The organism is Arthrobacter sp. efr-133-TYG-120 (assembly GCF_030209785.1).
Taxonomy (GTDB): Bacteria; Actinomycetota; Actinomycetes; order Actinomycetales; family Micrococcaceae; genus Arthrobacter.
Map to the genome: position 1 here is coordinate 138,363 of NZ_JARVRI010000013.1, position 12,762 is coordinate 151,124.

The following is a 12,762-nucleotide window of genomic DNA, read 5'->3' on the forward strand; positions in this document are numbered from 1 at the left end:
ATGGCCACCAAACTATCCGGAGTGATCCTCGGGACCTTCCCGGAGCTGCGCTACGAACCCACCACCAAGCGAATCCGCGCGACCCTGGGCGGGAACACTGTCGTCGACACCCTGCACGCGTGGCTGGTCTGGGAGCCGAAGCGCATTACCCCGATTTATGCGGTGCCGCAGGCCGAACTGCTGGCAGAGCTCAGAGCCGGCGGCCCTGCGGCCGATGTCCCGGAGCTCGGCGTCAGGCTGTCGGCAGGCTCACCCACGTCGCTGGATCCGCGCACCGGGTTCGGCCGGCACACCACCCCCGGCGAACAGCTCGACGTCGTGACAGGGACGACGACGGCGCCAGGGGCAGCGTTCCGTCCGGACGACCCCGACCTTGCCGGGTATGTCGTGTTGGATTTCGCCTCCTTTCAATGGCGCGAAGACGACGAGGAGATCATCGGCCACCCCCGCGACCCCTTCCACCGCGTGGACATCCGGGCCTCCTCCCTGACCGTGGAGGTCTCCCTCGACGGCGTCACGCTCGCCAAAACGAACGGTGCGCAACTCCTGTACGAGACACTGCTTCCTGTCCGCTACTACATCCCGCCCGGGGACGTGCGGCTCGACCTCATGGAGGAGAGCCCCAAGAGGACCGTGTGCCCCTACAAGGGCGAAGCCCGTTACTGGAGCTACCCCGGCAGCGAGGACGGCAGGAATGTGGCCTGGAGCTACGACACGCGTTTCCGCGACGCCGCGCAGATCCACGGACTGCTGAGCTTCTTCAATGAAAGGGTGGACCTGACCGTCGACGGCCTCCTGCAGGCCCGGCCGGTGACGCCGTGGTCCCGGCCGCAGGACCGGCGGGAATGACGGAGAGGATATTTTCCGGACGGCCCTCGATCGACATAGGCATGGCGCCCAGACCGATGGCGCTGACCGGAACGGCGCCGATAGCGCGCCGGTTCACAGCCCTGCGCCGACCGTGTCGACCCGGAGTTCGCCCATGCTGTCCCAGCCGGCGCCGTCGAGCTGGCGGCTGATGATCTTCGGGGTCTCGGCGAGGGCGGGCTGCATGGCCGTCAGGCCGGCGGCGAAGTGCGGGGCGTTGACGTGCGCTTCGGCGGCGCCGTCCTGGAAGGCTTCGACCAGCACGTACGTGGAGGGGTCATCGAGGGAGCGAGACCACTCGAACCAGAGGTTGCCCTCCTCGGCACGTGTCGCGGCGGTGAAGTCGGCCACGATCTCCGGCCATTGCGCGGTGAATTCGGGCTTGGTCTTGAATTTGACGACGATGAAGACCACTGGGGATTCCTTGAAGAAGTCGATGCGGGGCGTTGATTCAGGGGCGTTCGAGGAAGGACTCGACCTTGGCCGGGTCGCGCTCGACGAGGTCGCCGAGGACCTCATCGGCCTTGGCGAGAAGCCCGGGGTCCAGGACGACGCCGGCGGCGGTCGCGTTGTCCTTGAGCTGCTCGGGACGGGAGGCTCCGACGATGGCGGCGGAGACGTTCGTGTTCTGCAGGACCCAGGCCACAGCGAACGCGGCCATTGACAGGCCAGCCTGGTTCGCGAGCGGGCGCAAGGCCTGGACAGCTTCGAGCACAGGTTGCTGCATGTAGCGGTGCTCGGTCTTGAACGCGCCGCCGTCGGAGGTGAAGCGCGACGCCGTGGGAGCCGCGGCGCCCGGGGCGTACTTGCCGGTCAGGACGCCCTGGGCGAGCGGGGACCAGACGATCTGGCTCAGGCCGAGTTCTTCGCTTAGCGGAACGACTTCCGGCTCGATGACGCGCCAGAGCATGTTGTACTGGGGCTGGTTCGAGACGAGGTGGATACCGAGCTCCTTGGCGAGGGCGGCGCCCCTGCGGATCTCCTCCGGAGTCCATTCGGAGACGCCGATGTAGTGGGCCTTGCCGGCACGCACGATGTCAGCGAACGCCTGCATGGTCTCTTCGAGCGGGGTTTCGTAGTCGTAGCGGTGGGCCTGGTACAGGTCCACGTAGTCGGTCCGGAGGCGGCGCAGGGAGCCGTTGATGGACTCCATGATGTGCTTGCGGGACAGGCCCCGATCGTTCTTGCCGGGCTGGCCGATCGGGAAGTAGACCTTGGTGAAGATCTCCAGGCCTTCACGCCGGACACCGTCGAGGGCCTCGCCGAGGGCGGTCTCGGCGCGCGTGCCCGCGTAAGCGTCGGCGGTGTCGAAGGTCGTGATCCCGAGGTCCAGGGCCGTCCGGACGCAGGCCGTGGCCGCTTCCTGGTCGATCTGTTCGCCATGCGTGGTCCAGTTGCCGTACGCGATCTCGCTGACGTACATGCCGGAGTTTCCGAGCTTGCGGTATTCCATGGGATTCCTTGTTCGTTTGGGTGGATTGTGAAAGGTCAGCGGGAGCCCGCCCGGAGGCGGCGGGGCGGTGCGGTCGAGCCGCGCACCACGAGACGGGGCTCGATGCGCCCGACGGCGGCCGGGGCCCCCGCCAGGGCCGCAACCAGCGCTTCGGCTGCGAGGCGACCTTGCTCGGCGACGCCGTGGTCCATCGTCGTGAGACCCACGACGCCCGCGAGCTCGTGGTTGTCGTAGCCGACGATGGAGAAATCGTCCGGGACGCTGAGCCCGGCCCCGCGGAGCGTGGCCATTGCCCCGAAGGCGATCTCGTCCGACGCCGCGACAAGCGCCGTCGGCGGTTCCTCAGCGGTGAGCAGTGCGGCCATGGCGGCCGCACCGGCGTCGACCGTGTTCTCCACGACGTGCTCAAGGCCCCGATCCGAGGGAAGGCCCGCCTCGGCCAGTGCCTCTCGGTAGCCGAGGAGCCGCTCGGCCGGCGGCACGCCGCCGAGGGTCGAACCTGGACCGGCACGCAGGCCGACGAAGGCGATGCGCTCATGACCGAGATTGATCAGATGACGCGCCGCGGCGCGTCCGCCGATCCGGTCCTCCACCTGGACGGAGGACGCGCCCGCACTCTCCGAACCGACAAGCGCGAGGACCTGCCCCTGCGCCTTGAGCGACGCGAGCTCCTCCGACCCGAGTTGAAGGGCTACGACGAGCGCACCATCGGAGCGCCCGTGCAGGCGCGGGCTCGCGAAGAAGCCGGCCCGCAGCTCGACGGTGGACAGCTCAGTCAACAGGACGTCATAGCCTTCGCGGCTCAGCACCCGCCCGGCGGCAGCAATAACCTCGGCGAAAAACCACTTCGTGAGAAGAGGGACGACGACGGCGACGGTGCGCGTGCGCCCCGTCGCGAGGCGGGACGCACTCGGCGACGCGACATACCCCAACTCCACGGCGGCATCCCGCACACGCTTGCGCGTTGTCTCCGAAATGCCGGGGACCCCGCGCAGGGCTCGGGACACCGTGGAAATCGAGACGCCAGCGCGGTCGGCGACAGCCTGGACGGAAACAGTCATGTGATCAGCCTAACGTCCGCAAAGATTGGTTCGCAAGCGCTTGCGAACGATAAGTCAACGGTAAGTCAACAGAGGGCGGCAGAGGGCGGCATGCCACCCCATCCGGCCTGGAGGACCAAACTGTTGCCCAATTTCCACTATTGACCCCGGACCTGCGCCCATTCTGACATCATGGGCGGCACCCTCACCGAGGAACGCAAATCGGAAATGTCCCAGGGGATCATGATGGGCCGCGTGGGCACCCGCGAAGAAGTAGCCGCACTGATGAGTTTCCTCCTCGGTGCGGACGCGGGCTACATCACCGCAGCAACGTACGACATCAACGGCGGCCTCCAGGTCTCCTGATCGTTCACAGACACCAAAAGGTGCGCCCCCGGCTTTTCAGCTGCGGGGGCACACCGACGGCCGTATGGCCGGGGCCAAGCTAGCGCCCTGGTGCTGCATCGTTGGTCCAGCCGTATCGGTCCCGGAAACCGAAGGTCCCTTAGCCTCGTCAACGAAAGTCGGATTCGTTGGTCGCGTCCTGGCCCGCGAATCAAAGCATCGGCGGGAACAGTCCGATCAGATCCTCACGCGCGGCGCGGCTGCGCCTTCGTGGATCGCAAAACTCACTTCGTGGGGCGGATCGGTCCGTCGGGATGCCGTGCCATCAACGGGTCGGCGTGGCGACTGACCACTTGCCATCCGTCGCCTTCCAACCGAAAAGTGGTCGTAACGCGCAAGTCGAAGGGCGACGGTTCGTCGCGACCGCCCACCTTGGTCTCCCAGTGCTCGTGCTCGAACAGCGTGACAAGATCTGCGCCGACGTAACGCGAAACTTCCTCAAACCGAACTGGCCTGCCATCGCGGAAGTTTGATGAAGCGAAGTCCAGCGCCTGTGAAACCGCATCCCAGCCGCGCGAAGAGCCGCCGAAGGGATTCGCTAGAAGCACGTCCTCGCTCCGCGCGTACATTGCCTTGATGGGCTCCGGATCGCCCTCGGCAAATACGTGTAGTCCCGAGTGGTATTGCTCGATTACCCGCCCAATGTCCATGACTGCCCTCCGATCTGATAGATACACCAGCGTCGCTAGTCACACAAGGGCTGGATTCAAGGATGACCCACGTCCCTGTTGGAGGCTTTCGGTCGGAGTCGGGAGTGATTCCGACCGGATGGCTACCTGAGAACTCCAAAACGAGAGTGCCCCTTCCCAGCGTTTCCGCAGGTCAGGGGCACTTTTCGAGTAGGGCTACTCGGACTTGAACCGAGGACCTTAGGATTGTGATTTCGCGTTTTTCATCAGTATTCGGTGGATGCTAAAAGTGCCTAGATTCCGGGGCAGAATGGGCCAAATGGGTACTTTGAGGGCTCAACATTTTCCGTTGCGCTTCGTTGTTTCCGGTGGGTAAACGGTGGGCGAATCGGCTTTTCCAGGCGGCGTGCTACAGGATTCTCTTGCGACGAGCTTCACCCGCCCGGTCATGCGGTCTCCTTCTCGCGCCTCCATGAAGTAGGAACACAGCTGGCGCTTCCGCCGGCGACCAACCGTGGACACGACGGGGACACTTATGACAACGACGCCAGAACGCAGCGAAACACTGGAAGCTGCCGAAGAACAGTGGCTGAGCCCGAGGGACATTTGTGCCGAGTTGCACATACCCGAGCGGACGTTCTACCAGTGGCGGGTGAAGCACCTCGGTCCCCGCGCCTATCGGATCGGCCGACATCTACGGATCAGCCGGAGCGACTTCAACTCGTGGTTGTCCTCGCACCTGGAAGACTAGACCCTGCATCTTTCCTGTTTGTCGTTCTGACACCACATCATCGCTGGTCGGCGCCTGCGCGCAACCAGGGCGCGATGCGCCGCACGTGACTCGAAATTTCGTTCGGCGCTCCTACGTCGCTTATTTCCTCGCGAATTTTTGAATCACGCCCGGTTCCCCAAGTTGCGCTCCAGCCCCTCATGCCCAGCGTAGGTCCCCGTATCAGAACGACGCCGACATCCAATGGCAGCGGGAGGGAAGACGAACATCCTTAGGGCCTTCGAGGTGAGCCGTCGGCCGCCGCATGCGTCCTGGTGCCGCCACCCTACGCCTGTGCCTGGGTCAGGCCCCGTCATCCCTGTCGCCGTTCTCCTTGCGCAGTTCCTCGGCGAGGGATTCATCTCCGCGGTTCTTGTCTGTTCCCATGTAGCGGTGCAGTCTGGGACGTCCGGCGCCTTGGTCAATAGTCGAGGGTGTGTCCGGTTTGGCCGGATCTCTGTCGCCGTCCCCGTCAACAGCCTCAGCGTACGTACGCATCCTTTCTGTGCGGTAGTACCTGTATAGGCGAGCCTCGTCCGTTCGCCGGGGACTATCGCGGGAATCCCAGGCGGGTAGGGCGTGATCTGCTCGGCCGCCACGCGCCCGATTGCGTCGCGGGTGGGGATATCCTCGGCCGGCCCGAAAAACGCGTCCCACGGCAGGACAACGGTCTCCAGTTCGAGTTCGTGCGGGGCGGGCAGGTCCACAGGCGCTGCAGGAGCAATTGTGGGCGCGGCGCCGATGAGTGCCCCAAGGGCGTCCATCAGCCTTGACGCCGCGACGTCGTCGGCCATTGAAAGCGTGGCCATGATCCGCCGGTGGTCGCTGAGCCCCATATCGATCCGGCAGTTTTCCCGGAGCCAGTCCGCCGCCTGGTATCCGCTGATGCCGGGCCCGGAAAGGTCCATAAGGATCTGCATCCTGTCAAGGTCGTGGGAGGACTCCACGGCCAGCAATTCGTCTTCCAACACATGGATTCCAGGGAGTGCGTCGATGTCGGCATGGAGCGTGCGGGCAAGTGCCAGGGCGTTTCCGAGCAGCTCGCTTCCGTGCTGGACCATTTGGCGGCGCCATCCGTCGATCGCTGAATACAGGATCGCGTTCGGGCTGGTTGTCATCAGAAGGTCCGCGCAAGCGGACAGATGCGCCGGGTCCACACGGTCGCCCTGCAGGTGGTGCACCGAACCCTGCTCGAACCCGGCACCCATCTCGTGCACGCTGACGACGTAGATATCCGCGCCGGCATTCATCGCCCACGTGGGCAGGTCATCATGGAAAGGCAAATGCGCACCCCAAGCCTCATCGACGATCAAGGGCTTGCCGCGGGCGTGGCAGATTTTCGCAATGGCAGCAATATCCGCACATGTTCCATACGGGGTCGGGCTAACAATCAGGCAGCCCGCCGCCTCCGGGTAGCGGTCCCACATCTCCTCCACATCGGCAGGGGAAGGAGGGTGCGCCAGATGCAACTTTGGATCCCAGCGGGGCCGGATCCAACGCGACTGGATACCGGAGAAGATCAGGCCGGCGACAATCGACTTGTGGGCGTCCCGACTGATGAGAAGGTCACCCTTTTCCGGCTGCGACGGCGAGGACTGCCGCCTTGACGGAAAGGGAGCTGCCGCAGGTGGAAAAGAACGCCTGTTCCGCTCCTACAGCCTCCGCCATGAGCTGTTCGGCCTTCTTCAGGTAACCGCCCGACGACGAGCGGTCATCCAATCCTGCGGAGGCCAACACGTCTGAACAGAAAGCCTGCGCTCCCAGAACCTCCAGCACCCGCGGATCGGCGCCCCGGCCTTGGCGATGAACCGGCGGAGTGGAACTGTAGCGATCCAAGCGGTGATACTCGGCCAAAGCATTTACTAAGGGTGCTTCGTTTTGGTCCATGGTCCCGTTCTATCACGTGTTCAGTTCCATCATGAGGGGCGGTAGTTCGTCGGCAAGTTCACGGGCGAGGTATCCGGGGCTTCCTTTCCGGCTGGCCAGTCTGTCGCCGGCTGCCGCGTGCAGGTGCGATCCCCAGCAGGCTGCCTGCGCATCCGTTGTTCCGCGGGCCCGGAGTCCGGCGATGGTTCCGGCCAGGACGTCTCCGCTGCCGGAAGTGCCAAGTCCTCCGGAACCGGTGGTGATCTCCCAGCAAGTAGTGGATCCGGTTTCCGGCGGGTCCGAGTTCCGGGATTGGGCAATGACGCCCTGGCAGCTGACCACCGCATGGTACATGCCGGAGACTTCGGCGACGTCGTTGCGGATGTCTTCAGGATCCCGCGCGAGGAGAAGACCCAATTCGGTCGGGTTCGGAGTCAGAATAAGGTGCCCGGCCCAAGGCTGGATATCGGGCAAGAGTTGCTTCAGGATCCCCAGTGCGTAAGCGTCGAGGACGATGGCCTGGTCCTCGCGTATCCGCCCCTTGCCGGAAAGGTTCCGCAGTAGCTGGGCCGTTTCGTCCGGGTCATCAAGGCCCGGCCCGATCAGCACTGCGTCGGCTGCCCCCAGTTCCGGCTGCAACGCCTCGTGGGCGGTCGAGCGGACGGAGCCGGAGGATGTTTCGGGCAGGCCGATGACTCCCGCCTCAGGCACGGCCACCGCCAACGCCACGGCCGTGGATTCAGCAACGGCAAGGGTGAGGCGGCCCGCGCCGGCACGAAGCGCCGCGGTGCCGGCGAGGAGGACGGCCCCGGGTGTTTTGCGGCTACCGCCGATGACCAACACGGTTCCTCGCTCGAGCTTGCCCGAACCCGTCGGCGGCAGGGGCCAGTTCCGCAGAAGGGTGGGGGTCACCGGGATAGCTGGAAGATCACCGCGGACGGACATCGGCGTCGCTTCCGTGCTCGGTGAGGGTAACTCCTTGCTCCGTAAGATGGTCTGCGACGTTGAAGCTCTCCAGCATCCAGGGGCCGTGACCATCGACGCGGACATACCGCGTGAGGGAAGCGTTCAAAATGGTGGTTGTGCCGGCAAGATCCAGGAGCTCCTTTTCGGAAAGGCCTTCGAGAAGGTAACGGAACAGCAGGATCACGGCGTCATGGCCGACGACGAGGACCCGCTCTCCGCCGGAAAGTCGTTCAAGATCAGAAAGAAAGCTCCGAAGCCTCAGCACGACGTCGGTCCAGGACTCGCCACCAGGAGGCCTGTAGTAGAACTTCCCTAACCATCTGCGACGACGGGCCTCCTCGGGCAGCCTGAGCTCCACGCCCTTGGTGGTCAGCATGTCCAGAATGCCGAGCTCGCGGTCTCTGAGCCGCTCATCCACGAGGAGCGGCACAGTCCAGCCCGCCGTCCCAACGATAATTTCGGCGGTTCGGCGCGCCCTAGCGTACGGGGAGCACCAGACCACGTCCGGGCACCGCGACGATGGCAGCCTGTTGAACGAATCACCTAAAGCACTGGCCTGCTCGTAACCGAGCGGGGATAGGTCGACGTCGGCATCCCGAGCCGGGACCTCAATCACTTCCGCGCCGGACACCCCGGCCGCCGATGCTGCCACGTTCCCCAGGCTCTCACCGTGACGCACCAGCATCAGCTCGACCGCTCCATGGCCGGATGGGGCCCGCATGCTTTCGCTCACAAGAATCTCCTTCGTCGAGACAGGGCCCGGACTGCTTCGATGTCGCCCCGATCGCCACACGATACCGACCACTCGCAGGAATGGCCATAGACGGTCCGTCCGGCGAGAATCCAGGCCGCGCTCACCTAAAGATAAGCATGCTGATGGTCTCGTGCTCTCCGCCTGCTGGTTTTAGTTTTAGAGACCCAGCACACTTCAACTGTCCCGGCTATGCACAGGAACCGGGTGATTCCCCCGACGACCCGATGGAGGAACAGAGATGGCGCAAAGCACCTTCCCCGTCGGTGACCAGCAGACCGACCAGCTCTTCCGCAGCGCGGAATCGAGCGCAACGTATCTTGACGAAGATATTGCGCCGGCCCTTGGAAACCAGATGGTCGGCCGCCCGGACTTTCCTGGATCCCAGGACCTTGTATCCGGGTGGCCGGCTCGAACCTCAACCGCAGGACTACTCCGGCCGAAACAGACACGGTGCCCCCTCCCGGACCACGGCGAAAGCACGTACATCGGCCACCACCGCATGGAGGGGTTCGAGAACCCTGATCACCGAAAATACCGAAGATGCTAACGAAAGGGACAAATCATGACCAGCCATGACCCAGAAGACGACCTGGGGACGTTCCGAGCGCCCAGCGCTGACCGGCCAGCCGGCACGGACCAGCCAAGGCACGCCAGGGATGATGACACGGACCGGAACCCCGCCGCGTCGGCCAACCCGGATCCCCGCTGGAGCCCGGCGGCGGGGTGCCGCCAGGCGAGACCCCGCCTGCAGAGGACCAGATGAGCGGCGACCAGGGGCACGACGAATAGAAATCCGGGGATCGTTCAACCGGCAGTGGATTTCACCCGGTTCGAAGCCGACTTCGTTAGTATGTATGCTGATTGAGCAGGCCTGAGGCTGGCGGCGTTCCCGCTGACCATCAGTAACGGGAAGCAGTCGGCGTAGTGTTCTTGAAAACGCCCCAGTGAGTGAGGAGCCCGCAATGGCCATCCCCGTTCAGTCCCGACTTAAGGGAACGGCGCCCTTGAAGCGGATACGGCAGGGAGACCGCGTGGAGCTTAACGGTTCGCCGTTCATGGTTATCTCCGTGTCCAGGAAGGGCAAGACAGTGACACTGGAGCTCGAAGACGACCACAGCCAGCGCACGAGCGTCGGCGGAGTGGCCAGGGCCAGGTTTCTGGTTCGCCGCCCGTAATCGTCCCGCCGGCCGTTTTCATGCCTGCGGAAAATCCGGAGCCGGGGAATCGTCCCGTGCCGGCCGGCTCTTACGGTCCGCCGACTGATTCGACCATCGCCCGAGCGAGGCGCGCAATTTTCTACGAGTTTCTCGGCGTGGGGACTTCGGCGGCGTCATCATCAGCTTCTTCGCCACCAACCCCATCAGGCTGCTGATCCTCAGTGCGATCATCAACGGAATCGCGACCACCCGGTTCCTCATCGTCACCGTGCTCATCGCCAGGGACAAAAGAAATCATGGCCAAGCACCGCAACGACAAACCCGCCGCTACACCACCACCATCATGGTCGTCGCCAGCGCCGTCGGCGATCTGGACCACGTCGCCGGATCATCGTGAACCTTGAGGCGATGACCCGGTTTGGCGTCAATCGATCTTCGGGGTGGCTGGCCAGGATATAGCCAGCCGCGGCGGGCCCGGTCATCGCCAGGTCGCGTCCACGACAGCTCGATGGTGCAGTCCACGGGTTCCGCGGGAAAAATTCTCCAGCGTAATGTCGTCCAGGAGGCTGGGGCCGATATGGCGTAAACTGCCGGACCACCAGCGGGCTGTCGTCCGGCCATTTGGCCCGGTCCACGGACGTAGCCTCGAAAGCATCGGGACGCTGGGGCGCGGTGTCGGCGTTCCAAGGCGTCGTGGGGAAGGACTCCTTAGCTCACGGCGCGACGGCGGCGCCAGGGACAACTACGGCAAAGGATTATCGTAGCCGGAGAACCGGTTGAATTATAGACTTTGGCTCGATGGGACCGACTCCGGAACCCGGCCCCCGCTCTGCTCCTCGATGAGCTCGGCGAACAGCCGCAAATGGTCAGCCACCATACGCTCCGCGCTGAATTGCTGCTCCACCTGGGCTCGGCACTGCGCACGGCTCAGGCCGGCTGCCGCCGGGATCATGGCCGCGAGATCCTCGATGGAGGCAAGGTAACCGGTTACTCCATGGGCTACGATCTCCGGCGCCGAACCGAACGGCGTTCCCAACACCGGTGTCCCGGTGGCGAGAGCTTCAATCATGACCAGACCGAAGGGCTCGGCCCAATGGATCGGGTTGAGGAACGCGAGCGCTTCGCCCATGAGGTGGTATTTCTCGGCGTCGTCAGCTTCGCCCATGAAGTCCTCGTTGGAACCGAGGATCGGTTTGATGACTTCCTCGAAGTACTTGATCTCCTCCGGTGCGCGCATCTTGGCCGCGATACGAAGCGGCACCCCCGCCTGACGGGCGATCTTGATGGCTTCCAGGACCCCCTTGTCCGGGCTCATCCGCCCCACGAAACAAAGGTAGCCGCCTTGGCCGGTGCCTACGGGCACAGAGGAGAGATCAATACCGTGGTGGATCACTGCACAAACCGGCACACCGGGCGACCGGGAAGCCTGATCCCGGGAAATCGCGATGATCGAGGCGCCTCTTCCGATCGCCCTGTAGACCTCCTGAGCCGCCGGGGTGAGTAGGCCGTGGATTGTTGTCACCACGGGCACACCCGGCGGTCGCCCCCGGTACAGGGTGCCCGCCAGCGTGTGGTCATGGATGATGTCAACCTCCCCGAGCCCCTCGTAAGCCCTGACCACGTGGCTGAGCTCGGAGAGCGTGAAGCCAAGTTCCTTCGGGTTCGAGGTTCTCATCCCCGGCACCCGGCGGACGGGGCACCGGCTGTCCGAGGACGCTGCCAACAACACCTCATGCCCAGCCTCGGCAAACCCCCGCGCCAGCAGGTCCACGACCCGTTCGGTGCCGCCATAGGTCACCGGGGGAACGGGAATCCATGGTCCTGCAACCAGTCCTATCCGCATTTCTTGCCAGCCTTCCAGGAAAGCACGGCCCGGACTCTCTCTCCGCACCGGCACGCCAAACTATCCGAAGGCCTCTGCCTAACCTCTGCACTGACTATTACCTCGGAGATGCACATAGGACAAGTGCTACTGCGGAGTAGGCAGCCATAATTGCTTCTCATTTCCGGTGGGCTCATAGAGCGTCCGTCACCGCCAGCAGGATCATCGGCCAGACCGGTCCATCCGTCGATTGGGGAGGACTGTCCTGTCTTTCGGGCGGGATGTTCCAGACCGTCTTTCTTCGGCTTCAATGACCGAGGCCGGCCGAGGGACCACCGTCGGCCATCAGGGCAACGAGGCGGCCGAGCCTCGCTGTCTTCGCCCGACGGGGCCGTGGCATTCGTCCCCAAGTGACCAGACCTGGGCGAGAGTCCGCCGGCTGGCCCCCTCCTTGATGGAAGAAAAGGCAGTGATGGCCACCGTGCGGGAATCCGTCGACGGGAACCCCTACGCTTGGGCCGCGTCTGTCTCGCGCGAGGTTTTGATCGCATCGTCCTTCACGGCGGGCCGCGGTCGAGCAAACAGGCCTGTTTCCGGTTCACCGGTAGCCACGGGCTGACCGCCCAACCGCGGCGGTGTCCGACCCCCGTTCTTCACCGTTTAGCGTTCACCGTTCACCGTTCACCGTTCGTACCCTTATCACGTTCCCGGAACCGGACCGGGTCCTTTTGCTCCCGAGGTTCAGCGAGGGACCACCATGGAGACAGCATGGGGCGCGACGCCCTCTCCGTTATTGCATGCTCACCCAGACCGGGGCCGGGCGGTGTCCCGGGTAGCGTTCGCGGACCTGAGTTCCGCCTCGAGGCGCCGGTTGTCGGCTTCGAGGACCAGGACCATCCGGACGCCGGCAAGGTTCAAACCCGATTCCAGCAGCTCTCCGATCCGCCGCAATGTCACGAGATCGTTCTCGCTGTACTGGCGGGTCCCGCCCAGGGTCCTGCCCGGTTCCAACAAGCCTTTGCGTTCATAGAGGC

The 12,762-nt window shown here is 64.4% G+C and carries 15 protein-coding genes and 1 pseudogene; 5 read left to right on the top strand and 11 right to left on the bottom strand.

The annotated features are described in order from the left end of the window. On the top strand, positions 1–849 hold the full coding sequence (locus tag QRN51_RS08140; protein WP_284989383.1) for a DUF427 domain-containing protein: 849 nt from the start codon (positions 1–3) through the stop codon (positions 847–849). Positions 850–942: 93 nt separating this feature from the next. Here QRN51_RS08140 and QRN51_RS08145 read toward each other — a convergent pair whose 3' ends face one another. From QRN51_RS08145 to QRN51_RS08155, 3 genes are read right to left on the bottom strand one after another with little or no spacing between them, the layout of a single operon-like run. Continuing rightward, a complete protein-coding gene (locus QRN51_RS08145) occupies positions 943–1,281 on the bottom strand; it encodes a putative quinol monooxygenase (RefSeq protein WP_284989384.1) in 339 nt (112 codons plus the stop codon). Between the two features lie 37 nt (positions 1,282–1,318). Further along, positions 1,319–2,320, bottom strand: a complete 1,002-nt coding sequence (locus QRN51_RS08150) for an aldo/keto reductase family protein (protein WP_284989385.1) — start codon at positions 2,318–2,320, stop codon at positions 1,319–1,321. A 35-nt stretch (positions 2,321–2,355) separates the two neighbouring features. Next, a complete protein-coding gene (locus QRN51_RS08155) occupies positions 2,356–3,381 on the bottom strand; it encodes a LacI family DNA-binding transcriptional regulator (RefSeq protein WP_284989386.1) in 1,026 nt (341 codons plus the stop codon). 130 nt (positions 3,382–3,511) lie between these two features. Here QRN51_RS08155 and QRN51_RS08160 point away from each other — a divergent pair. Further along, positions 3,512–3,726 (top strand): annotated as a pseudogene (locus QRN51_RS08160) (SDR family oxidoreductase); the annotation flags it as partial. A gap of 263 nt (positions 3,727–3,989) precedes the next feature. Here the strand turns inward: QRN51_RS08160 and QRN51_RS08165 are convergent. Continuing rightward, positions 3,990–4,415, bottom strand: a complete 426-nt coding sequence (locus QRN51_RS08165; protein WP_059387857.1) for a YybH family protein — start codon at positions 4,413–4,415, stop codon at positions 3,990–3,992. A 514-nt stretch (positions 4,416–4,929) separates the two neighbouring features. Here QRN51_RS08165 and QRN51_RS08170 point away from each other — a divergent pair. After that, positions 4,930–5,145: a helix-turn-helix domain-containing protein gene (locus QRN51_RS08170; RefSeq protein ID WP_284989387.1), complete on the top strand. Its 216-nt coding sequence runs from the start codon at positions 4,930–4,932 to the stop codon at positions 5,143–5,145. 143 nt (positions 5,146–5,288) lie between these two features. Here the strand turns inward: QRN51_RS08170 and QRN51_RS08175 are convergent, their stop codons facing one another. From QRN51_RS08175 to QRN51_RS08190, 4 genes are read right to left on the bottom strand one after another with little or no spacing between them, the layout of a single operon-like run. Next, positions 5,289–6,722 carry an aminotransferase class I/II-fold pyridoxal phosphate-dependent enzyme gene (locus QRN51_RS08175; RefSeq protein WP_350224964.1) on the bottom strand — a complete coding sequence of 478 codons (1,434 nt, stop codon included), beginning with the start codon at positions 6,720–6,722 and terminating at the stop codon, positions 5,289–5,291. A gap of 7 nt (positions 6,723–6,729) precedes the next feature. Next, a complete protein-coding gene (locus QRN51_RS08180; RefSeq protein WP_284989388.1) occupies positions 6,730–7,050 on the bottom strand; it encodes a hypothetical protein in 321 nt (106 codons plus the stop codon). A gap of 12 nt (positions 7,051–7,062) precedes the next feature. Further along, complete coding sequence (locus tag QRN51_RS08185; protein WP_284989389.1) at positions 7,063–7,974, bottom strand: NAD(P)H-hydrate dehydratase; 912 nt, start codon at positions 7,972–7,974, stop codon at positions 7,063–7,065. Beyond that, entirely contained in the window at positions 7,958–8,716 is a 759-nt protein-coding gene (locus QRN51_RS08190) for a histidine phosphatase family protein (protein ID WP_284989400.1), read from the bottom strand. Before QRN51_RS08190 ends, QRN51_RS08185 begins: the two co-directional genes overlap by 17 nt. A 756-nt stretch (positions 8,717–9,472) precedes the next feature. Between QRN51_RS08190 and QRN51_RS23460 the strand changes: the two genes are divergently transcribed. Beyond that, positions 9,473–9,538 carry a hypothetical protein gene (locus QRN51_RS23460; RefSeq protein WP_502870853.1) on the top strand — a complete coding sequence of 22 codons (66 nt, stop codon included), beginning with the start codon at positions 9,473–9,475 and terminating at the stop codon, positions 9,536–9,538. Between the two features lie 173 nt (positions 9,539–9,711). Then, complete coding sequence (locus QRN51_RS08200) at positions 9,712–9,924, top strand: hypothetical protein (protein WP_284989390.1); 213 nt, start codon at positions 9,712–9,714, stop codon at positions 9,922–9,924. Between the two features lie 121 nt (positions 9,925–10,045). Here QRN51_RS08200 and QRN51_RS08205 read toward each other — a convergent pair whose 3' ends face one another. From QRN51_RS08205 to QRN51_RS08215, 3 genes are all read right to left on the bottom strand, one after another. Next, positions 10,046–10,285 (bottom strand): hypothetical protein, encoded by a 240-nt coding sequence (locus QRN51_RS08205; RefSeq protein WP_284989391.1) that lies wholly within the window; start codon positions 10,283–10,285, stop codon positions 10,046–10,048. Between the two features lie 402 nt (positions 10,286–10,687). Further along, positions 10,688–11,749 (bottom strand): glycosyltransferase family 4 protein, encoded by a 1,062-nt coding sequence (locus QRN51_RS08210; RefSeq protein ID WP_284989392.1) that lies wholly within the window; start codon positions 11,747–11,749, stop codon positions 10,688–10,690. Between the two features lie 780 nt (positions 11,750–12,529). Continuing rightward, positions 12,530–12,762, bottom strand: a 233-nt coding sequence (locus tag QRN51_RS08215) for a MerR family transcriptional regulator (protein ID WP_284989393.1), incomplete at its 5' end; no start/stop codon positions are given.

Bases quoted from the DNA above. Each gene is read 5' to 3' on its own strand.
- QRN51_RS08140 (WP_284989383.1), top strand. From the start codon at position 1: ATGGCCACCAAACTATCCGGAGTGATCCTCGGGACCTTCCCGGAGCTG.
- QRN51_RS08150 (WP_284989385.1), bottom strand. From the start codon at position 2,320: ATGGAATACCGCAAGCTCGGAAACTCCGGCATGTACGTCAGCGAGATC.
- QRN51_RS08155 (WP_284989386.1), bottom strand. From the start codon at position 3,381: ATGACTGTTTCCGTCCAGGCTGTCGCCGACCGCGCTGGCGTCTCGATT.
- QRN51_RS08165 (WP_059387857.1), bottom strand. From the start codon at position 4,415: ATGGACATTGGGCGGGTAATCGAGCAATACCACTCGGGACTACACGTA.
- QRN51_RS08170 (WP_284989387.1), top strand. From the start codon at position 4,930: ATGACAACGACGCCAGAACGCAGCGAAACACTGGAAGCTGCCGAAGAA.
- QRN51_RS08180 (WP_284989388.1), bottom strand. From the start codon at position 7,050: ATGGACCAAAACGAAGCACCCTTAGTAAATGCTTTGGCCGAGTATCAC.
- QRN51_RS08185 (WP_284989389.1), bottom strand. From the start codon at position 7,974: ATGTCCGTCCGCGGTGATCTTCCAGCTATCCCGGTGACCCCCACCCTT.
- QRN51_RS08190 (WP_284989400.1), bottom strand. From the start codon at position 8,716: ATGCGGGCCCCATCCGGCCATGGAGCGGTCGAGCTGATGCTGGTGCGT.
- QRN51_RS08200 (WP_284989390.1), top strand. From the start codon at position 9,712: ATGGCCATCCCCGTTCAGTCCCGACTTAAGGGAACGGCGCCCTTGAAG.
- QRN51_RS08210 (WP_284989392.1), bottom strand. From the start codon at position 11,749: ATGCGGATAGGACTGGTTGCAGGACCATGGATTCCCGTTCCCCCGGTG.